A 19,731-nucleotide genomic window follows, 5' to 3' on the forward strand; every position below is an offset into this window, starting at 1 on the left:
ATGAGCCCGTTCGGAAACTCTACTCCTGCGGTCATCTGAGGGCGTTTTCTGCGCTTCCGGTGCTTGCGTACTCTAATGTACGCTCCGCTCCGGTTCTCGAAAACACCGTCACATGACTCACAGGAGCGCGTTTCAAAACGAGCTCTCTGGCACGGGTTGGGCGGCTTGGCGGAACCGATCGTCGATCATGAAACCGAAAAGCTGGACATGGCGACGAGATCGCGGGGCGTAAACCGCCGTGGTCTCAAGCGCTGGGTCCGGCGCGGCATCGTCGTGGCCGCGGTGCTGGCTTTGATTCCGGTCGTGCTGACGTTTCTGTACCTGCCGTTCTTCGTGCATCCTGTCTCGACGCTGATGCTGAAGGACCTGGCGACCTTCTCCGGTTACGACCGCCGCTGGGTGTCGATCGATGACGTGTCGCCGGTGCTGGCCAATTCCGTCATCATGTCGGAGGACGGGCAGTTCTGCTTTCATCGTGGCGTCGATCTCGGCGAGCTGAGAGGCGTCGTCGACGATGCGCTGGCCGGCGAAGCGACGCGCGGCGCCTCGACCATCACCATGCAGACGGTCAAGAACCTGTATCTCTGGTCGCGGCCGCTGGGCTCGGTGCGCAAGGTGGTCGAATTGCCGCTGGCCGTCTATTTCGATGCGGTGATGTCGAAACGGCGCATCATGGAAATCTATCTCAACATCGCCGAGTGGGGGCCGGGCATCTACGGCATCGAGGCCGCGGCACAGCACCATTTCGGCGTCTCGGCAAAACAGCTGTCGCGACGGCAGGCCGCCCTGCTTGCGGTCTCTTTGCCAAATCCGATCGCCCGCAATCCGGCCAAGCCCGGGCCTGGCCTGAGGCGGCTTGCCAATCTGATCGAGCGGCGAGCCGGCCGCTCGGGCGCCTATGTCGGTTGTCTCCGCTAGCCGATCCAAAAAAATTCGCGCCAGCGCTGGCCAAAACGGCACAGGGCGTGTATAGGCACCCGACTTTCTCAGATTTAGGCCCCGACATGGCCCTTTCACGAGGGCGGGCGGGGCTTTTGACCATGTAGTGGAGCATATCCATGGCCGTTCCGAAACGTAAAACATCTCCGTCCAAGCGCGGCATGCGCCGCTCGGCCGACGCCCTCAAGGCCCCGACCTATGTCGAGGACAAGAATTCCGGCGAAATGCGCCGTCCGCACCATATCGACCTGAAGACCGGCATGTATCGCGGTCGCCAGGTGTTGACGCCCAAGGAAAGCTGAGACCAGCCTTCCAAAGGTTTGAATTCCAAAAGGACCGGCCAGTGGCCGGTCCTTTTGCGTTTGGGGGGCGGGGTAGCGCGCATCTCGACGCGTGGGCGGCAATCGTTGCAGGCAACCGGCTGACATTGTTGTTGCGTGCGGTCTTCGACCGTGTTCAACGCTGCCATCGAAACATCTTGACGGCGTGCCTGTGGCGCATTCTACAAAGGATTGCCCCCACATGGAGACGCCAGATGTTCGGTGCCATTCCGCTGCTGATCGTGCCTTTCGTGCTCTACAATCTCGGACTGCTGGGAATATTCGGCAGCGGTGACGATCCGTGGGCAAGCGAGGTCTTCTCATTCAGCATGATGTCGGGTGGCGTGTTCTCGATGACGCTTGGCGATCTGATGGTGCTGATCGGGCTGATCTTCCTGTTCCTCGAAATGGCGAAGTCGGTGCGCACCACCAACGCCTCGATCATGGACCATCTTCTGTCGACGCTGGTCTTCGTGGCCTTCCTGGTCGAATTCCTGCTGGTGAAGGGTGCGGCCCATTCCGTCTTCTTCACGCTGATGGTCATCGCGCTGTTCGACGTGCTGGCCGGATTCGCGGTGTCGATGCGGTCGGCCAGCCGGGACATCAATTTGAATTAGGTCCCCCGGCGCGGAAGGCGGAAGTTTCACGGGCACTTGCGCTGACAGTTGGCGCAAACGCCCCTAACGTCGTCATCCCAGGGCGTAGCAAGGAGCGTAGCGACGCGGCGCAGACCCCAGGGTCCAAGCCGCGACACGTGAGCGTTTCAGCGGTCCAGAATTCTGCTCCGCTGCACTCTACGGCTGATGTTACGGAATGGATCCTCGGGTCTGCGCGACGGAGCCTCGCTCCTGCTCCGCCCGTGGATGACGAAGTTCCCGACCTCACCCCGGATCGGCGGTGAAACCGGCGGCCTCGATGCCGGCGATTGCCGCGGCTTCGTCATTGTCCGACGTGTCGCCTGAAATGCCGACGGCGCCGATGATGGCACCGGCCTTGTCGCGGATCAGCACGCCGCCGACGACCGGCAGCACGCGCCCGCCCGAGACGTCCGAGATGCCGGCGACGAGATGCGGGCGCTCCTTGGCGAAGGCCTCGACTTTGCGCGAGCCCATGCCGATGGCGAGCGCACCATAGGCCTTGCCGGCCGACATTTGCGGACGCAGAAACGAGGCGCCGTCCTGGCGCTGGAAGGCGACCAGATGCCCGCCGGCGTTGAGCACCGAGACGCCGAGCGGCTTGAGCTTGAGATCGGAGCCCTTGGCAAAGGCGGTTTCGATGATTTGCCTGGCTTTTTCGAGCGGCAGTGCGGTCATGGCGGTCTCCTGTTTGAAACGCGTCGATCATCGATCGTCGGCGGGCGAGATAACATCCCCGTTCCGGTTGAAATTGCTTCGCGTGAAAAGGCAGGATGGAAAGCAGCCTTCGCCCGCTCATCCGGATAAGCGTTGCCGCTTGTATGGCTCCAGACGTGGCTGGGCTACTTCTTCTTGGCGCGGGCCGGTTTCTTGGCGGGTTCCGCCGGCGCGTTGGCGAGGTCTTCCGCTTCCTTGGCGAGACGCAGTGCCCGCAGCTTGTTGGTCTTGGCCTGGCGGGCATCGCTCTCGGCGGCGTATTCGGCCATCGCCTTCTGGCGGACGGTTGCCGCCTCTTCCTGCTTCTTGAAGCGCAGGTCGGCGCGTGCGCGCGCAGCATCCCGAGAGTTCTCAACCAAGACCTTATCCAATCCCGTGAATTGTGATTTTCCGCTTCTTCTAGCAGAGCCGGCCCCAAAACGGGAAAATAAGTTGGTTACGCGGCCGGGCTGGCGGCGAGGGCCTTGCTGGCAACCACCGCCTCGTAGGCGGCCTGCAAGGTCGCGCGGACAGAAAGGCCAGACATTGTATCGAGCGGCATGCCGAGATGCTCGTGCCGCAACTCGTCCATGAATTTGTCCCACATAGGCTGTCCGCCCTTTTCCAGCAGTTCGGCGCGGATCGACAATTCGTCGCTGACCGGCAGCCAGACGCGGCCCCAGGCGCCGAGATGGGCCAGGATCGGAACCAGCGTGATCGCCATCTCGGTCAGGCTGTAAATCGCCTTCTGCTTGTGCGAGGGATCGTTGGCCTTGGTCAGCATGCCCAGCTCCATCAGGCGCTTCAGCCGGTCGGCGAGGATGTTTGAGGCGATGCCTTCCATCGATCCGTTGAGCAGCTCGCGAAAATGGCGCCTGCCGCCGAAGATCATGTCGCGAAGGATGATCAGGCTCCAGCGGTCGCCGAAGACTTCCAGCGACAGATTGATCGGGCACCCGGACCGGCGATCCATGCTCATGAGATTTTTCTCCAAAACCGGTTGCATTATCGTATCAGTTTTATTATCGTGCAACCGATTGCAAAATGCAATCAGTTTTGCAGAGAGGAGACTGCGTGATGAGGACCACCGAACGCCCTGAGATTATATCCGAAGTCTTTGGCGATCCGGCGAACCCGCCGCTGTTGCTGATCATGGGAGCGATGGCCTCGATGCTGTGGTGGCCGGAGGCGTTCTGCCGGAAACTGGCCGGTGCCGGCCTGTTCGTGATCCGCTACGACAATCGCGATACCGGCCGTTCGACGAAATCCAAACCGGGAGAGCCGCCCTACACGTTCGATGATATGGCCGACGATGCAATGCATGTTCTGGACGACCACGGCATCGGCAAGGCGCATGTCGTCGGGATGTCGATGGGCGGCATGATCGCGCAGCTTGTGGCGTTGAAACATCCCTCGCGTGTCGTATCTCTGACTGTGATCAGCAGTTCGCCGGTGGGAATCGACACATCCGGCCTTCCCGGGACGACCGAAGCCTACATGGAACACTCGGCCGAGGGCGCCAAAGTCGATTGGTCGGACCGTGGTCAAATGGTCGATTTCATCGTCAGGGATGCGCGGGCGATCGCCAGCACCACGCATTCATTCGATGCGGCGGGGATACGGGCCTTTGTCGAGCAGGATTACGACCGCTCCGGCGGCTTCCTGAGCGCGACCAACCATTTCATGCTCAAGGGCGGCGCCGCCTGGAAGGGCCGCCTGCACGAGATCGCGGCGCCGCTGCTGGTCATTCACGGCACGGCGGATCCGATCTTTCCGGTCGAACACGGCGAGGCGCTGGCCGAGACGGTCACCGGCGCAAGACTCATTCGCATCGAAGGTGGCGGCCACGAGCTGCATCCGGACGACTGGGCCGAGATGTCCGCAGCGATCATCGCGCATGTCCAAGCCGGTTGAAGCAGCATAGGCTGGTTTGACGGACAAGGCTAACCGCAACAGGCGTGCCGCATGGTAGCGGCCACCGACAATCCAGGAAACAGACGAGCAAAAAAATGTCCCTGACACTTCATTTCCATCCGCTGGCCTCCTTCTGCTGGAAGCCGTTGATCGCGCTGTACGAGAACGCCACGCCGTTCACGCCTGTCATCGTCGACCTTGGCGATGCTGAATCGCGCGCGGCCTTCCTGAAGATCTCGCCGGCCGGCAAGATGCCGGCGCTGCGCGACGATGCGCGTGGCCGTACGGTGCTGGAATCGAGCATCCTCGTCGAATATCTGGCCGCGCACTATCCGGGGCCGGTCGACCTCGTTCCCGCCGAGATCGACATGGCGTTGGCCGTCCGCCAAGCTGACCGTTTCTATGATTTCTATGTGCAGGAGCCGATGCAGAAGATTGTCGGCGACCGGTTGCGTCCCGGCGACAAGACCGACCCGTTCGGCGTCGAGCAGGCTCGCGACCGGTTGCGCAATTCCTACGCCATCATCGAACACGACATGCAGTCGAAGATCTGGGCGATGGGCGACAGCTTCACCATGGCCGATTGCGCAGCCTCCCCCGCGCTGTTCTATGCCAACAAGGTCGAGCCGTTGGGCGACAGGTACCCGGCTGTGAAGCGCTATCACGACCGCCTGCTGCAGCGCCCCGCCTTCGCTCGGGTGATCGGGGAGGCGCAGCCCTACTTCAAGTTCTTCCCCTACAACAACGGTTGATCGGGTCAGGCTTCCCAGAACTGATCGAGCCAGATGTTGAGTTTGAGGAAGCCAGTGCCGCTCACCGTATAGACGCGCCTTGTTCCTTCCGGCTTGGCGTGGACCAGGCCGGCATCGAGCAGCACTTTCAGATGTTGCGACACGGCTGGGCGCGAGACCGGCAAGCCGGCGGCCAGTTCGGTGACGGTTTTCGGGCCGCGGCGAAGTTCTTCCAGAAGATGGCGCCGGTTGGGATCGGCAATCGCCATGAAGGCGTCGGAAAACATCATGCCTGTATTAGTGAGGCAAAGCCTTTCGAATCTCAACCGTCTGCTTCTGCTTTTCTTCTGGGATCAAGCCGCAATGCTTCCGGGGTGACCGAACGGTCGGCCGGCTGCGTCTTGAAGGCGTCACGATCCCCGATCGGCACCGGCGCGCGGCGGCTGATGCGCAGCAGCGTGTAGCCCGCCAGGCAGAGATGCGCGAAGGCGGTCGCCAGGAACAGACCTTCCGGGCGCATCCAGCCCATCAGGGCAGCCGCAAGCAAAGGTCCGATCATCGTGCCGAAGCCATAGAGCAGCAACAGCCCGCCAGATACCTTGACGAAATCCTCCGAGCGCGCGTGGTCGTTGGCATGCGCCACGGCGATGGAATAGAGCGTATAGGCGAAGGCGCCATAAGCGGCGGTGAAGACGATGACGAAGACGCCGGAGCGTGGCTCGAACAGGAAGATCATGAGCGCGAAGAAGGCCCCGCCGAAAGCCGCCCCCGCCAGCACGAAGCGCCGGTCGGTCTTGTCGGACAGGCGCCCGGCCGGAAGCTGCATGGCGGCACCGGCAACGACCACAAGACTCATCATCAGGGCGATCTCGGCCGTGGAAATGCCGATGCGTGCACCATAGACCGCGCCAAGCGTGCCCCAGGCGCCGTTGGCGATGCCGATCAACACGCAAGCGACCGCCGACACCGGCGAATTGGCATAAAGGCCCCTGACATCAAGTGAGACATCCTGCAGCGGCTTGGGGTGGGAGGCGGTCGAGACCGCCGTCGGAATGAGCGACAGGCAAAACAGGATGCCGGTGATCATGAACAGCGACGCGGACTTCACGTCGCCGCCGGCGACGATCATCTGCCCGCCCATGATCGAGGCATAAGTCACCATCATGTAGAGGCCGAAGACGGTGCCACGGTTCTCGTTGGTGGCCTTCTCGTTCAACCAGCTTTCGATGACCATGAAGGCGCCGGCCATGGTGAAGCCGGTGAAGGCGCGCAGCAGGATCCAGACATACTCGTCGATAATCAGCCCGGTGAGCAGCGCCACGATGGCGCCGGATGCGGCAAAGGCGCCAAAGGCGCGCACGTGGCCGGCGCGGCGCACGATGCGCGGTGCGAAGAAGCAGCCGGTGACGAAGCCGCCGGCCCAGGCCGTGCCCATCAGGCCGAGCGATGCGGTCGAGAAGCCTTCCAGCTGACCGCGCAGGGGCAGAAGCAGCCCATGCAAACCAGATGCCGCGAGCAGGAAAGCGGTGCCGCGAAGCAGCGAGAGGATCGGTCGGTAGGTTGCGAACATTGGTTGATCCGGCTCAGGTTTGGCGGGGACGCTGGGTCTGAAGACAGTCGCATTCGGGCTTTTCGGCGGCGGGCTTTACGCCCGAGCGCCTATCCGCGGCGGAACAGTGCTTCGGCCGCGGATTTGGTGGTGTCCTTGGCCTTGAGTTCGGCTTCCAGGCGGGCGATTTCGTCGCGCAGGATGCCGATCCGCTCAGTCAAGTCGCTGACGGAAAGCAATGACAGGTCCTGCCCGATCTCGTGCGGGCGGGCCTTCTTGGGTTCGTCGTCGAAGATCGCCATCGTCGCTCCTCCTCCGCCAAGACCAGATTGGCCATTTGCCTGATTTGGCAATCAGCATACATAGGGCAGGGGCGTCGATGCAAACAGCCGGTCGGATAACGGCGAGGAAAGACGGGAAATCTCATGGCGAGCGGACAGAAAATTCCGGCAAGGATGACGGCCATCGCGATCTCGGAGCCAGGTGGCCCTCGGGTGCTGAAGCCGGAAACACGCGACGTGCCGCAGCCCGGCCCCGGCGAGATCCTGATCAAGGTGCATGCCGCCGGCGTCAACCGGCCCGACGTCCAGCAGCGCAAAGGCGCCTATCCGCCACCGCCCGGCGCATCCGACCTGCCGGGCCTCGAGGCATCGGGTGAAGTGGCGGCCCTTGGCGACGACATATCGCGCTGGCGCATTGGCGACCGCGTCTGTGCGCTGACGCCCGGCGGCGGCTATGCCGAATATGTCAAGGTCCATGCAGGGAGCGTGCTGCCGTTGCCCGCCGGCTTCACCCACACCGAAGCCGCGGCGGTGCCGGAGAATTACTTCACCGTCTGGCACAATGTGTTCGAGCGTGGCGGCCTCAAGAAAGGCGAGACGCTGCTCGTCCATGGCGGCTCGTCCGGCATCGGCACGACAGCAATCCAGCTTGCCTCCGCCTTCGGCGCCTATGTCATCACCACTGCCGGCAGCAAGGAGAAATGCGACGCCTGCCTGAAGCTCGGCGCCGACCGGGCGATCAATTATCGCGAGGCGGATTTCGTCGCCGCGGTGAAGGAGGCAACGGGTGGCAAAGGCGCCAATGTCATCCTCGACATGGTCGGCGGCGACTATGTGGCGCGCAACTACGAAGCCGCGGCGGTCGAAGGCCGCATCGTCCAGATCGCCGTTCAGGCCGGCGCTGTCGCAAGCGCGGACTTTTCGAAGATCATGGTCAAGCGGCTTACCCACACAGGTTCGACGCTGAGGCCGCGAACCGTCGAGTTCAAGGCGGCGATCGCGGCGGCGCTGGAAGCGCAGGTGTGGCCCCTGCTCGGCACGCGCAAGGTTGCCCCTGTGATGGACATGATCTTCCCGCTCAGCGAAGCCTGGCGGGCTCATGAGCGCATGGAAGAGGGTGAGCATATCGGCAAGATCGTGCTCGACATAGGCTGACAGCGCGCGAGGTCAGCGCCTCGCTGCCCACAAGATGAACAGAAGCTTAATGCTGCAATGCAGCATTTGCATCATTGCTATGCAAAATCAGCCATTCAAGTCCTCATCAATGACGCCTATTTGAGCACCATCGAAACGAACATCATTCTGGAGGGACTACCATGAACCCGATCCGCGCTTTCCGTAACTGGCGTATGTACACCGAGACCGTCCGCGAACTGAACCGTCTCAACGCACGTCAGCTCAGCGATCTCGGCATCAACCGCGCCGACATCGAAAAGATCGCCCGCAGGGCTATCTAAAGCCACGTCCTGGTCCGCTCCGGCGGACCCAAGCCGTGGAAGCCAGAGCCGCACCAGACGAACTTTGTCGCGGTTCCGAGCCCGCTGGACCCAGTCCGGCGGGTTTTGTCGTTTTGGGGCCGGCAACAACCGAATATGGTTCGGCGGCAATCAGGGGTTCACCTCAGCTTTCCACATGGCATTTTGGCTCGGCGCTTTCACAAGGGCGAACCCTGATGGAAGCAGCGGCTCCGGCATGACCGGGGTGCCCCTATCTCAACCGATCTTTGCCAAGACCGGAACTCGCCAGCAAAGCCAGCTTGTCGTTCTGCTCAAGAGCGCGGAACGTTTTCGGTAAGTACCCACGGCTTCCGGTCTTTGCTCCAAAAACGTTGCGAAACGCCCCGAGAGCGGTTATACAGACCGCGAATTTCCCATTTTGGTGGCTCTAAACCACCGCCCGCGCGGGAACGCGGGCGAACGAGAAGGATTTGTAAAATGGCCAATACGCTGCTGATGCCCAAGGCGACCGCCGTCTGGCTGGTCGACAATACCGCACTTTCCTTCGAGCAGATCGCGCAGTTCTGCGGGCTGCATCCGCTCGAGGTCAAGGCAATCGCCGACGGCGAAGCGGCGCAAGGCATCAAGGGCATGGACCCGATCATGACCGGACAGCTGACCCGTGACGAGATCGCCCGTGCCGAGAAGGATCCGAACCAGCGCCTGAAGCTTTCGGACCCCAAGGTGCGGGTGCCCGAATCCAAGCGCAAGGGTCCGCGCTACACGCCGCTGTCGAAGCGTCAGGACCGGCCGAACGCAATTCTGTGGCTGGTGCGCAACCATCCCGAGCTCAAGGACGCGCAGATCTCGCGCCTCGTCGGCACCACCAAGTCGACGATCGAACAGATTCGCGAGCGCAAGCACTGGAACTCAGCCAATCTGCAGCCGATGGACCCGGTGACGCTGGGTCTCGCCTCGCAGATCGACCTCGACATGGAAGTCAACCGCGCCTCGCGCGGCCGCGAACAGGCGCAGCCGGTCGGCGACACGCTGCTGCCGGCGGCCCTGACCGAGCGGCTGGTGCCGGCTCCCGAGAAGCCGAAGGACGAGGACGCCGAACTCGACGCCAACGCCGTGTTCGCCAAGCTTTCGGCCTTGAAGTCGAAGAACACGGACAATGACGACGACGAGTGAGGTTGTCTGATATTCTAAGAAAAAGCCCGCTTCGAGCGGGCTTTTTTGTAGCTGCGCCAGGTCTCAGCTTCGCGCGGCGCGGTCCGGCGCCATGCCATAGTCCTCGCTGCGCTCCACCGCGCGGTAGAAGTCGGCAAGCTGCTTGCCTCGCTCCGGCTTGAAGATGCGGCCGGCGATGACCACCGAGGCGATGCGATCGATGCGGAAGGCGCGGAAATCGTCGCGCATCTCGCACCAGGCGACCAGCGTCCACACCTTGCCCCAGAACCACAGGCCGAGCGGGCGGATATCGCGGGCGGTGCCGCGGCCGGCCTCGTCGGAATAGTCGATGGTCAGCACCTGGCGCTTTTCGACCGCGCGCTCGATCAGGTCGATCGCCTCGCGGGCGGCGTCGCTGACCACCCACATCGGTGTGTGGATCTCGGTGCGGGCGATGCGGTCTTTCTCCGCATCGGGCAATACGGCGCCGATCTTGACCAGCGCTTCGTCGGCGGCCCGCGCCATGGCGGCACCGCCAAAGGCACGCACCATGCGGGCGCCGGCGACCAGCGCGACGATTTCGTCACGCGTGAACATCAGCGGCGGAAGGTCGAAACCCTCCCTCATCATGTAGCCAACGCCGGCCTCGCCGTCGATCGGCACTCCGGTCGACTGCAAATCGGCAATGTCGCGATAGATGGTTCGCTCGGAAACTTCGAGCCATGTGCCGAGCTTCTGGGCGGTGACCAATCGGCCACCGCGCAGATGCTGCACGATCTGGAAGAGCCTGTCGGCGCGGCGCATCGTATGGTCCCTCGGCGTTGTCTCTATGCATGCCGCCCGAAACCGGTCCACCTCTGGGTGGCATGCATCGTGTTTTCGCGCATGCCGTTATCCCAAAACCGCAGAACACTTTTGGGCGGCATGCCTCATGGTTTCAGCCCTTCGCGCTTGCGCTGCGCGGCGACGAACTCCGCGCCGAAGGACAATTTCTTCGTCGTCGGCGTTTTCGCATCGAGCACGCGCCAGAACGGTGCCACGTCACTCGGCGTCATGCCGCGGTGGAGGTCCTCGTTGGCGGCTTCGGCAACAGTGCGCAGATGATAGCCTATGGTGACCGGGCATGTCACTTCGGCGCCATGCTCGACGGCAAGTGCTGTACGCAGCGCACGCACATCCATCTCGACGCCTTCGGGAATCGAGCGGATGAAATCATCGACCTGGCGCGCTGTCGGCACCAGCATAGGCTGGCCTTCGACGACATCGGCCATCGTGCGCGGCGTCGGCTTGACGCCGTTGATGCCTGGTGTGCTCAGTCTGTCGTTCCAACTCTTCATCGATCGTCCTTTCGACCGCCGATGCACGGGTGCCCGAAGCTGGCACCATTGCACGGCCCTCCTGACAGCATACTGTCAGGAGGCTTCAGCATACTCCTTGGCAAACAGCGTCCGCATCCGAGCGAGATCGCTGCCTCTTTCGGGGTAGAGCGTCTTCAGAAAGGCGAGCGCGAATGTGCCCGGCGCCGAGCCTGGCGCGGAAACAATTTTGCCGTCGGCCATGGCATGCGGCACATCCTGATAGAGGTTGTCGCCGGCATAGCCGGCCTCATGACCATTGATCCAGTCGCGGCCATTGCTCGTATGCCTGGCCTTCTCGAACAGGCCGGCGCGGGCTAGCGCCAGCGTGCCGGCGCAGATGCCGCCGACCACGCCGCCGCGCGATGCAACAGCATTGAGCAGATCGGCAACATCGGGCGGTGCCTTGCCGGCCCACTCATCGGAGCCGATGACGGCGATGGCGTCGAGATCGTCATTCTCATCCGCCCCGGCCGATCGATCGGGCGTCAGCCGAAAGCCGCTGATCCCGGCCACTGGGTTGCCATCAGGCGTCAGCGACACGGCACGGGCGCCGAACCATTCGACCGCCGAGGCCGCCAGCAGCCCATACTCCCAGTCGGCAAAACCTTCGATGAAAAGGAAACCGATCGTCTTCTGTTCGGGCATAAGCTCGCTCCCATTCCTCACGCACCGGACCTGTTATCTGGGCGTTGACGCGCCCACATCCAATCGCCGGGTCGAAAAATTGGCTTCAATTGCCGCGAGGGCCACGGTCCGCATACATGTCCGGCCAGCCGATATCCTTGCGAATATCCGCCGGCAGCGAGTTCATGAACCGCTGGGTGCGGATCTCGTTGCGCATCGTGCGGATCTTGCCGACATAGTGCTGCATGCCGCGCAGAATGGTGTAACCGTTCATGGCCAGTCTCCTCTCTCTGTATGGAGGTACTATCGCATACCCCTCCTGACAGCAGTCTGTCAGGAGGATGTCAGGCGCGAGACGATAGTTGCGACCAGTGCGCGCGCCGCAGGCAAGGCATCGCTTTTCGCCGCATAGAACGGTGCCGAAGGCAGGTTCGCGACTTCCGATTGTTCATAGCGAGGACGTGCACTGGGCGCCGCTGTTCAGTTTCCGGCGACGGACTGTCGGAATACGAGGCCTTCAGCGGGGTGACCGCAGTTCTGATATGGAGGGAGAAAATTCTTTCCCCAACAGCAGGGAGACGACGATGAGCTTGCAACTGACAGGTATCCACCATCTGACCGCCATCACCGCCAATGCGCCTGGCAATCTTCATTTTTATACGAAGGTGCTGGGTCTGCGGCTGGTCAAGAAGACCGTAAACCAGGACGACACCTCGGCCTACCACCTCTTCTATGCCGACGGCGAAGCGACACCGGGCACCGACCTTACCTTCTTCGACTGGCCGGTCGGCCGCGAGCGGCGCGGCACGCACAGCATCGTGCGGACCAGCCTCAGGGTCGGCAGCCAGGAGAGCCTTGCCTGGTGGAAGCAACACTTGACCGACGAAGGCCTGGCAACAGGAGAGATCGGCGACATCGGCGGTTATGCGTCACTGGACTTCGAAGATCCCGAGGGCCAGCGTCTGCGCCTGGTCAGCGATGGCGGCAAGGGCGGCAGCCATCCCTGGGCGCAAAGCCCGGTACCGGCCGAGCACCAGATCCGCGGGCTCGGGCCGATCGTCATCAGCGTTCCCGACATCACCAACACCGAGGCGGTGGTGACCACGGTGATGAACATGCGCAAGGCGCGCGACTATGCCTCGCCGGAGGGCCAGGTTCACGTCTTCGAAATGGGCGAGGGCGGGCCGGCGGCGGAGCTGCATGTCCTGGTGCAGCCGGGACTGGCGCCGGCACGGCAAGGTGCCGGTGCGGTTCACCATGTTGCCTTCAGGGCGCCGGACCAGGAAACGCTGCATCAATGGACGGCGCGGCTGGCCGAGTTCCGGCTGCCGTCGAGCGGCGAGGTCGAGCGCTATTATTTCCGTTCGCTCTACTTCCGCGAGCCGAACGGCATCCTGTTCGAGATCGCAACCGATGGGCCGGGGTTCACCGCCGACGAGCCGCTGGATACGCTGGGGGAAAGCCTCGCCCTGCCGCCATTCCTCGAACCGAAGCGCGCTTCGATCGAGGCCGGCCTCAAGCCGCTGAAGTAGATCGTTTGCCGGTCAAAGGGCGCCGCGTTCCGGTTCGGGATCTCGGCGTCCGTTCTTTCTCAGGCAATGAACGACGTGCTTTGACAGCCGGGCGCGTTGCTGGTCAAAGGCGGCATGACGAAATTCCTCGCCCTTGTCATCGTCGGTTTCATGGTCATTCAACTGATCAAGCCGCTTGGCTGGCCAGGCCTCAAGCGACGCGGTGATTTCTGGAAGCTGGCACTGCTCGCCATGGCCGCGATTTCACTGGCGGCCGTGCTCGGGCATTTGACGTAGGACGGCACTTGTCGTCGCTGCTCAATGGCCAAGCACCGGGCCGACCAGATGCTCGGCCCAGGCCCGGTAGCCTGCTTCCGAGGCGTGAAAGCCGTCCGAGGCAAAGCCGGCTTCCGGATTGGTGATCGGCAGGCGCGACGCCGGCACCGCGCCGCGCTCCAGGCAAAGGCGTTCGCCCATCCGGTTCATGTCGGTGGCGCGGATCTCAAGGATCTTTCCGAGCAGCGGTGGCATGGCTGGCGCCCGCGTGAACTCCAGCACCGGCGACCACACCACGCGCGCTTGCGGCCATTTGGCGCGCAGGCCGTAGAGCAGGCCACCGAACTCCTTCTTGAAGCGCGGCACGGAGTGAAAATTCTTGGTGTCGTTGGTGCCGATGGCCAGCACGATATGCGTCCACGGATCGGCCGACTGATTGGGCAGCACATGGTCGCGGATCTGGCCGGACGTTGCCGAATTGAAGCCGGCCGCCCGCCAGCGCACGGCGCGGGCCGGTGCTTTGTGAAATCAGTACGGCGAGTTGCGCGGCAAGCCCGTCTTCCGAATTGCCGATGCCGACCGAAGCGGCGGAGGAATCGCCCAGCACCAGAAGCGAGATTGCCGGTGCTGCGCCTGATATTTCGTGCATGACCGGCCCTTGCGCCGGCAGCATGCGCGTGGTGCGGCGTCGCACGCCGAGGCCCTGCCAGATATAGACCGGGAAGGCGAGCCAGGTGAGTAGGGCCGGGAAGCGCATGGCAGTACCGTTAAACGATCAGCGGCAGCCTTAGCGCATGTTTTGGCCGACGGGAACGATCTTCAATCGCAGCAACTTGCCTGCCCCGCCTGCTTGCCCTGATATTCATCGTGCAGCCGCACCCAATCCATCAGGCCGTGATAGGGCCCGTTCTCGTTGCGGCCCTTCGGCGTCATGTCGAGATAGTCGTAGGCGCCGATCTGCGCCTCGCCGCCGCGGGCGCGCGACATGAAGGTGAGGAAGATGTCACCGGCCTCGTCCCGGTAGAAGACGCTGGTGCCGGGAAGCTCCTTCGATGTCCGTGGACGGGTCTCGAAATTGTAGGTGGTGCAGCCGTCGGCGATCTGCTTGTCGGTGAAGGAGACCTGCATGTCGAAGTTGAAATCCGAGGCATAGGACGACACCCAGTCGAACTTCCAGCCCATGCGCTGCTTGTAAGGCAGAAGTTCCGCCAGGGGAGCGCGCGAAACCACGACCAGCGACACGTCGTGATGCCGCAGATGCTGATTGGCGCCGTCGATATGGTCGGCAAGGAATGAGCAGCCCTCGCAATGATGGGTGCAGCCCGGCCCGAACATGAAGTGATAGACGATCAGCTGGCTGTTAGTGCCAAACAGGTCGGTCAGTCTGTTTGGCCCTTGTTCGGTCTCGAAGACATAGTCTTTCCTGATCTTCAGCCAGGGCAGTTCACGCCGTTCCGCGGCGATCCGCTCGCGGAGCCGCGTCAGTTCCTTCTCGCGCGCCAGATGTGCCTTGTGCGCCTGGAACCAGTCTTCGCGCGAAACGATCTTGTTGCGATGCATGAACCTCTCCCTGAATGTCATCCCAAGGACGTTGGGGATGGGCGCAACCCGACATCGCCGGAGAGGAAATAAGGACGGAGAGGCTCCGCCCCAAGCCCTGCAAGTCACAAACAAAAAACCCGGGCGCATCGGCCCGGGTTCGAAGGAGGAAGAAAGGACTGTGATCAGGCGGCCTGTTCCAGGCTCGCCTTCCATTTTCCGAGCGCTGCCAGATGGTTCATGTGGGCGCGATGGGTGAAGGCGGCCTGGCCGGCGGCAACGTTCGAGGCTTTGCCGCTCCAGGCTTTCTGTGGCGCGGCCTGCAGCGCGCGACCATAGGAGAAGGTCAGCTTCCACGGGTGCGGCCCGATGGCGTTGATGGCGTTGAGATTGGCGGTCGCCTCTTCGTCTTCCTGGCCGCCGGAGAGGAAGGCAATGCCCGGCACCGCTGCCGGCACGGTTTCGCGGAACAGTTTTATGGTCTTTTCCGCGACTTCTTCGGGGCTGCTCACCTTGCCCGATTTCCTGCCGGCCAGCACCATGTTCGGTTTCAGGATGGTGCCTTCCAGCATGACGCGCGCCGCATGGAGCTCGTCATAGAGCTTGATCAGCGTTGCCTTCGAAATGTCGTAACAAGTGTCGATGTCGTGGGCGCCGTCCATCAGCACCTCCGGTTCGACGATCGGCACGATGCCGGCTTCCTGGCAGAGGGCGGCATAGCGGGCGAGCGCATGAGCGTTGGAGCCGATCGAGGTCGCCGAAGGGACGCCCTTGGCGATATCGATGTCGATCACCGCGCGCCATTTGGCGAAGCGGGCGCCGAGCTTGTAGTAGTCGGCAAGCCGTTCGCGCAGGCCATCGAGGCCTTCGGTGACGGTGTCGCCGGGAAACCTGGCCAGCGGCTTGGCGCCGGCATCGACCTTGATGCCGGGGATGGCGCCGGCCGCCTTGATGATGTCGACCAGCGGCGTGCCGTCGGCGGCCTTCTGGCGGATCGTCTCGTCATAGAGGATGACGCCGGAGATGTAGCGGGTCATCGCCTCCCTGGTGCGGAACATCATCTCGCGGTAATCGCGGCGGCTGTCGGCGGTCGATTCGACGCCGATGACGTCGAAGCGCTTCTTGATGGTGCCGGAACTTTCGTCGGCGGCCAGCAGGCCCTTGCCATCGGCGACGATCGCAGCGGCAATGTCTTCGAGACGTTCGCTCATTGTTGCTTCTCCTGAAACGGTTATTCCGCGCTTAACGGAAGTCTACCGCCAAAGGAATGGCATCGGAAAGCTCGAATCGATTGAAGCCTCGGGCGGCCTTGTTCGCTCTCCGAGTGTTGATCGCCTCGGAGCCTCAGCGCTTCAACACATCGACGCCGGGCAGCGGCTTGCCTTCCATCCACTCCAGGAAGGCGCCGCCGGCGGTCGAGACATAGGTGAAGTCGTCGGCGACGCCGGCGTGGTTGAGCGCCGCCACCGTATCGCCACCGCCTGCGACCGAGACCAGCTTGCCTTCCTTGGTGCGCGACGCCGCATGCTTGGCCGCCGCCACCGTCGCATGGTCGAAGGGCGCGATCTCGAAGGCGCCGAGCGGGCCGTTCCAGACCAGTGTCGCGGCGCGGTCGATCCATTCGCCGATGGTCGTCACGGTTTTGGCGCCGACATCGAGGATCATCCCGTCGGCCGGCACATCGGAGATGGCGACGGTCTCGCAGGCCGCGCCCGCCTTGAACTCCCTGGCGACGACGCCGTCGACCGGCAGGATGATGGCGCAGCCGGCCTCGGCCGCCTCGATCATGATCTGCTTGGCGGTTGAGGCGAGATCATGCTCGCACAGCGATTTCCCGACATCGGTGCCGCGCGCGGCGAGGAAGGTGTTGGCCATGCCGCCGCCGATGACCAGCGCGTCGACCTTCTTCACCAGGTTCATCAACAGATCGATCTTGGTCGAGACCTTGGCGCCGCCGACAATGGCGACGACCGGACGGACCGGTTTTCCCAGACCTCTCTCCAGCGCCTCAAGCTCGGCTTGCATGGTGCGGCCGGCAAAAGCAGGCAACAGATGCGCCAGTCCCTCGGTCGAAGAATGCGCGCGGTGCGCGGCCGAGAAGGCGTCGTTGACGAAGATATCGCCATTGGCGGCGAGTTTTTCGGTGAAGGCCGGGTCATTCTTTTCTTCGGCCTTGTAGAAGCGAGTGTTTTCGAGCAGCAGCACGTCGCCCTTGTTCATGGCGGCGACAGCGCTTCCGGCCGTGTCGCCGACGCAATCCGAGGCGAAACCGACGGGGCGGCCGAGCACTTCTGCCGTGGCTTTGGCGATCGGCTCCAGCGAGAATTCGGGCGAAGGCCCATCCTTGGGTCGGCCGAAATGGGCGAGCAGGATGACCTTGGCGCCCTTGGCCGATAGCTCGGCGATGGTCGGTGCGATGCGTTCGATGCGGGTGGCGTCGGTGACTTTGCCCTCAGTGACAGGCACGTTGAGGTCGACGCGCACCAGCACGCGCTTGCCGCTGATGTTGCCGATATCGTCGAGTGTCTTGAAGGCGGCCATGCGGGTTCCTTTCGCGAAAAACCGGGGGACCATACCCCGCATCGGCGACGATGCAAGGCTTAGGGCGCGCTCGAACCGAAATTTTGAAGTGGGCACGATCTTGCACTGGCGGGCGGATGAATGGCAGCGCTCAATAGCGGGTTTGTCAGCTTTCGGTTGCTGCCTTTTCCGGCGCTGGCTCCGGGGCCGGTTTCTCGTCCGCCCGCGCCTCGTCCGCCTGCGCCTCGGTCGGCTTGCGCCAATTGCGGATGAAGGCGGAAAGACGGTCGCCGATTTCTCCGGCGCTGAGGAAGACCGGCACCCGCGCCACCGGCGCGGTCGGCTCGAACGACAGGCCGAGGCCTATGATCTTCCCCTTGTCGTCGACGTCGCGGACGATCAGTTCTATCGGGCCGAGCAGCACGCGGTCGGCATATTCGGCATGGCCGCCGAGCCGCGCCGTGACCAGTGCGCCAACGGTGAGCTTTTGCTCCGCTTCGGTTAGACCTGGCGTATAGGCTGCTTCCAGTTCGGCGGCGGGGCGCGCTGGATCGACGGCGAAGGCGCCGAAGAAATCGGCATCTTCGGGATCGACCACGGCACGGCTGGCGAACAGCTTGTCGAGCAGGCGCGGATAGCGATCCGGGACGAAAATGTAGACCTGGTCGCCGGCGGCGAGCCGGCCCATGTCCTGGAAGCGCATCGAACGGCCGTCACGCAGCACCAGCGAGGGTCGCGCCCAGCGTGGGATGCGCTCGCCGCGCGCCACCGGGCTGCCGGGTGCGACGCGATAGGCGAGAAGCTCGTGATGGGCCGAACCCGGCAATTCCAGCTCGACCTTGTCCAGCGGTCCGAGCCGCGCCGGCACGATCAAACCGAGGCGGCGCGCCAGCGGTCCGACCGTCCAGCCCTGGATGACCAGCGACACCAGCACGATGATGAAGGCGGTGTTGAAGATGACACGGCCATTTTCCAGCCCGCCGAGCAGCGGGGTGATGGCAAGCAGGATCGACACCGCGCCGCGCAGGCCGACCCACGAGACAAAGGCGACTTCGGGGCGCGGCATGCGGAACGGGATCAGGCAGAGCCAGACGGCGACCGGCCGCGCCACGAACATCAGGAACAGGCCGAGCAGCACCGCCGGCACCATGATCGCCGGGAATTGCGAGGGCGTCGCGAACAGGCCGAGGATGAGGAACATGATGATCTGTGCCAGCCATGACATGCCGTCCTGGAAGCGCTTGAGGATGGTGACGGCGCGGATATCGGAATTGCCCGAGATGAGGCCGGCGATATAGACCGCCAGGAAGCCCGAGCCGCCAATGGCGCCGGCGGCGGCAAAGACCATCAACGACAAGGTCAGCACGAAGATCGGCAGCAGGCCATGGTCGAGATTGAGCCGGTCGACGAGACGCACGATGGCGAGGCCGCCGAGCACGCCGACGACAGCGCCAAGGCCCATGTTGAGGAGGAAGCCGAGGAAAAGGCTGGTGACCAGGACGTTGGTCTCGGGATTGGCATGAGCGGCGATGATCTCGACCAGCGTGATGGTCAGGAAGATGGCGATGGGGTCATTGGTGCCGGATTCCACCTCGAGCGTCGAGCGCACGCGTTCACGCAGATTGATCTCGCCGGCACGCAGCAGGAAGAACACGGCGGCCGCATCGGTGGAGGCGACTGCGGCGCCGAGCAGGAAGGATTCCAGCCAGGTGAGGTCGAGCAGATAGTGGGCGGCGGCGCCGAACAGGCCGGTGGTCAGAATTACGCCGAAGGTCGCCAGCGACAACGCCGGGCCGGCTGCCTGCCGCAAGGCGTTGAGCGGCGTGCCGAAGCCGGAATCGAACAGGATGACGGCCAGCGCCAGTGAGCCGGCAAAATAGGCGATGCGGGCATTGTCGAACTGGATGCCGAGACCGTCGGTGCCGGTGGCGAGGCCAATGCAGAGGAACAGGAGCAGAAGAGGGGCGCCGAAGCGGAAGGCGATCAGGCTCGAAAACGCGGCGGCGACGACAAGCGCTGTGCCGACCAGCGTAACGAGATAGATCGCATGCTCCATCCTGAAATCAGCCCCTCAAATTCGTCTGTCTCCTGCTTTGCGAGAGAGTGGGGCGAAGACGTGACCAGTGCAAGGCGGCAGGGTGGCTTTTTGGCCTATGCCGCTGATTTTCGGATGTTTTGGCGCCCGGGACACAATTTGGGAAGGCGCAAGCTGCGCTCATGAAAAACGCC

General features: G+C 63.2%; 24 protein-coding genes and 1 pseudogene. 10 read left to right on the forward strand and 15 right to left on the reverse strand.

Annotated features, from left to right (window positions below):
* The first annotated feature begins 156 nt into the window (after positions 1-156).
* The 3 genes from AC0NIL_RS06960 (at position 157) to AC0NIL_RS06970 (ending at position 1,876) form a co-directional block, all read left to right on the forward strand.
* Positions 157-918, forward strand: a complete 762-nt coding sequence (locus AC0NIL_RS06960) for a transglycosylase domain-containing protein (protein WP_013529225.1) — start codon at positions 157-159, stop codon at positions 916-918.
* A gap of 140 nt (positions 919-1,058) precedes the next feature.
* Complete coding sequence (gene rpmF, locus AC0NIL_RS06965; RefSeq protein ID WP_008834724.1) at positions 1,059-1,241, forward strand: 50S ribosomal protein L32; 183 nt, start codon at positions 1,059-1,061, stop codon at positions 1,239-1,241.
* A gap of 233 nt (positions 1,242-1,474) precedes the next feature.
* Positions 1,475-1,876 carry a hypothetical protein gene (locus AC0NIL_RS06970; protein ID WP_013529226.1) on the forward strand — a complete coding sequence of 134 codons (402 nt, stop codon included), beginning with the start codon at positions 1,475-1,477 and terminating at the stop codon, positions 1,874-1,876.
* 264 nt (positions 1,877-2,140) lie between these two features.
* Here AC0NIL_RS06970 and AC0NIL_RS06975 read toward each other — a convergent pair whose 3' ends face one another.
* From AC0NIL_RS06975 to AC0NIL_RS06985, 3 genes are all read right to left on the reverse strand, one after another.
* On the reverse strand, positions 2,141-2,572 hold the full coding sequence (locus tag AC0NIL_RS06975; protein WP_473572980.1) for a GlcG/HbpS family heme-binding protein: 432 nt from the start codon (positions 2,570-2,572) through the stop codon (positions 2,141-2,143).
* A 164-nt stretch (positions 2,573-2,736) separates the two neighbouring features.
* Positions 2,737-2,970 carry a hypothetical protein gene (locus tag AC0NIL_RS06980; protein ID WP_013529228.1) on the reverse strand — a complete coding sequence of 78 codons (234 nt, stop codon included), beginning with the start codon at positions 2,968-2,970 and terminating at the stop codon, positions 2,737-2,739.
* Between the two features lie 77 nt (positions 2,971-3,047).
* A complete protein-coding gene (locus tag AC0NIL_RS06985) occupies positions 3,048-3,569 on the reverse strand; it encodes a winged helix-turn-helix transcriptional regulator (RefSeq protein ID WP_127385308.1) in 522 nt (173 codons plus the stop codon).
* A gap of 98 nt (positions 3,570-3,667) precedes the next feature.
* Here AC0NIL_RS06985 and AC0NIL_RS06990 point away from each other — a divergent pair, with 98 nt between their 5' ends.
* The gene (locus AC0NIL_RS06990) at positions 3,668-4,504 is read left to right on the forward strand and encodes an alpha/beta fold hydrolase (protein WP_473572981.1); all 837 of its coding nucleotides are present in this window, start codon (positions 3,668-3,670) and stop codon (positions 4,502-4,504) included.
* A 95-nt stretch (positions 4,505-4,599) separates the two neighbouring features.
* A complete protein-coding gene (locus AC0NIL_RS06995; RefSeq protein ID WP_127366584.1) occupies positions 4,600-5,256 on the forward strand; it encodes a glutathione S-transferase family protein in 657 nt (218 codons plus the stop codon).
* 5 nt (positions 5,257-5,261) lie between these two features.
* Here the strand turns inward: AC0NIL_RS06995 and AC0NIL_RS07000 are convergent, their stop codons facing one another.
* From AC0NIL_RS07000 to AC0NIL_RS07010, 3 genes are all read right to left on the reverse strand, one after another.
* Positions 5,262-5,525 carry an ArsR/SmtB family transcription factor gene (locus AC0NIL_RS07000; RefSeq protein WP_013529232.1) on the reverse strand — a complete coding sequence of 88 codons (264 nt, stop codon included), beginning with the start codon at positions 5,523-5,525 and terminating at the stop codon, positions 5,262-5,264.
* Between the two features lie 32 nt (positions 5,526-5,557).
* On the reverse strand, positions 5,558-6,805 hold the full coding sequence (locus AC0NIL_RS07005) for an MFS transporter (protein ID WP_024502978.1): 1,248 nt from the start codon (positions 6,803-6,805) through the stop codon (positions 5,558-5,560).
* A gap of 89 nt (positions 6,806-6,894) precedes the next feature.
* The gene (locus AC0NIL_RS07010; protein ID WP_063173211.1) at positions 6,895-7,086 is read right to left on the reverse strand and encodes a DUF1192 domain-containing protein; all 192 of its coding nucleotides are present in this window, start codon (positions 7,084-7,086) and stop codon (positions 6,895-6,897) included.
* Positions 7,087-7,209: 123 nt separating this feature from the next.
* Here AC0NIL_RS07010 and AC0NIL_RS07015 point away from each other — a divergent pair, with 123 nt between their 5' ends.
* From AC0NIL_RS07015 to AC0NIL_RS07025, 3 genes are all read left to right on the forward strand, one after another.
* Positions 7,210-8,220: an NAD(P)H-quinone oxidoreductase gene (locus AC0NIL_RS07015; RefSeq protein WP_032808842.1), complete on the forward strand. Its 1,011-nt coding sequence runs from the start codon at positions 7,210-7,212 to the stop codon at positions 8,218-8,220.
* A gap of 161 nt (positions 8,221-8,381) precedes the next feature.
* A complete protein-coding gene (locus tag AC0NIL_RS07020) occupies positions 8,382-8,522 on the forward strand; it encodes a DUF1127 domain-containing protein (RefSeq protein ID WP_013529236.1) in 141 nt (46 codons plus the stop codon).
* A 477-nt stretch (positions 8,523-8,999) separates the two neighbouring features.
* Complete coding sequence (locus AC0NIL_RS07025; protein WP_013529237.1) at positions 9,000-9,695, forward strand: DUF1013 domain-containing protein; 696 nt, start codon at positions 9,000-9,002, stop codon at positions 9,693-9,695.
* 63 nt (positions 9,696-9,758) lie between these two features.
* Here the strand turns inward: AC0NIL_RS07025 and AC0NIL_RS07030 are convergent, their stop codons facing one another.
* The 4 genes from AC0NIL_RS07030 to AC0NIL_RS07045 form a co-directional block, all read right to left on the reverse strand.
* On the reverse strand, positions 9,759-10,478 hold the full coding sequence (locus AC0NIL_RS07030) for a helix-turn-helix transcriptional regulator (RefSeq protein ID WP_013529238.1): 720 nt from the start codon (positions 10,476-10,478) through the stop codon (positions 9,759-9,761).
* 125 nt (positions 10,479-10,603) lie between these two features.
* The gene (locus AC0NIL_RS07035) at positions 10,604-11,011 is read right to left on the reverse strand and encodes a hypothetical protein (protein WP_473572983.1); all 408 of its coding nucleotides are present in this window, start codon (positions 11,009-11,011) and stop codon (positions 10,604-10,606) included.
* Positions 11,012-11,086: 75 nt separating this feature from the next.
* On the reverse strand, positions 11,087-11,677 hold the full coding sequence (locus tag AC0NIL_RS07040; RefSeq protein WP_224620091.1) for a DJ-1/PfpI family protein: 591 nt from the start codon (positions 11,675-11,677) through the stop codon (positions 11,087-11,089).
* An 85-nt stretch (positions 11,678-11,762) separates the two neighbouring features.
* Positions 11,763-11,930: a hypothetical protein gene (locus AC0NIL_RS07045; RefSeq protein WP_013529241.1), complete on the reverse strand. Its 168-nt coding sequence runs from the start codon at positions 11,928-11,930 to the stop codon at positions 11,763-11,765.
* 310 nt (positions 11,931-12,240) lie between these two features.
* On the opposite strand from AC0NIL_RS07045, the gene AC0NIL_RS07050 reads away from it, so the two are divergent.
* On the forward strand, positions 12,241-13,188 hold the full coding sequence (locus AC0NIL_RS07050) for a ring-cleaving dioxygenase (protein WP_473572985.1): 948 nt from the start codon (positions 12,241-12,243) through the stop codon (positions 13,186-13,188).
* A gap of 114 nt (positions 13,189-13,302) precedes the next feature.
* Positions 13,303-13,464, forward strand: coding sequence for a hypothetical protein (locus AC0NIL_RS07055; protein ID WP_023810961.1), 162 nt, complete (start codon positions 13,303-13,305; stop codon positions 13,462-13,464).
* Positions 13,465-13,485: 21 nt separating this feature from the next.
* Here the strand turns inward: AC0NIL_RS07055 and AC0NIL_RS07060 are convergent.
* The 5 genes and pseudogenes from AC0NIL_RS07060 to AC0NIL_RS07080 all read right to left on the reverse strand — a co-directional run bounded on the left by AC0NIL_RS07060 (position 13,486) and on the right by AC0NIL_RS07080 (position 19,558).
* Positions 13,486-14,200, reverse strand: a pseudogene (locus AC0NIL_RS07060) (SGNH/GDSL hydrolase family protein).
* Positions 14,201-14,262: 62 nt separating this feature from the next.
* Positions 14,263-15,003 carry a DUF899 domain-containing protein gene (locus AC0NIL_RS07065; protein ID WP_027163168.1) on the reverse strand — a complete coding sequence of 247 codons (741 nt, stop codon included), beginning with the start codon at positions 15,001-15,003 and terminating at the stop codon, positions 14,263-14,265.
* Between the two features lie 164 nt (positions 15,004-15,167).
* Positions 15,168-16,193 (reverse strand): class I fructose-bisphosphate aldolase, encoded by a 1,026-nt coding sequence (locus tag AC0NIL_RS07070; RefSeq protein ID WP_473572986.1) that lies wholly within the window; start codon positions 16,191-16,193, stop codon positions 15,168-15,170.
* 133 nt (positions 16,194-16,326) lie between these two features.
* A complete protein-coding gene (locus AC0NIL_RS07075; RefSeq protein ID WP_473572988.1) occupies positions 16,327-17,523 on the reverse strand; it encodes a phosphoglycerate kinase in 1,197 nt (398 codons plus the stop codon).
* 145 nt (positions 17,524-17,668) lie between these two features.
* The gene (locus AC0NIL_RS07080) at positions 17,669-19,558 is read right to left on the reverse strand and encodes a potassium/proton antiporter (protein ID WP_013529248.1); all 1,890 of its coding nucleotides are present in this window, start codon (positions 19,556-19,558) and stop codon (positions 17,669-17,671) included.
* Positions 19,559-19,731: the final 173 nt, after the last annotated feature.

Source organism: Mesorhizobium sp. WSM1343 (assembly GCF_055901535.1).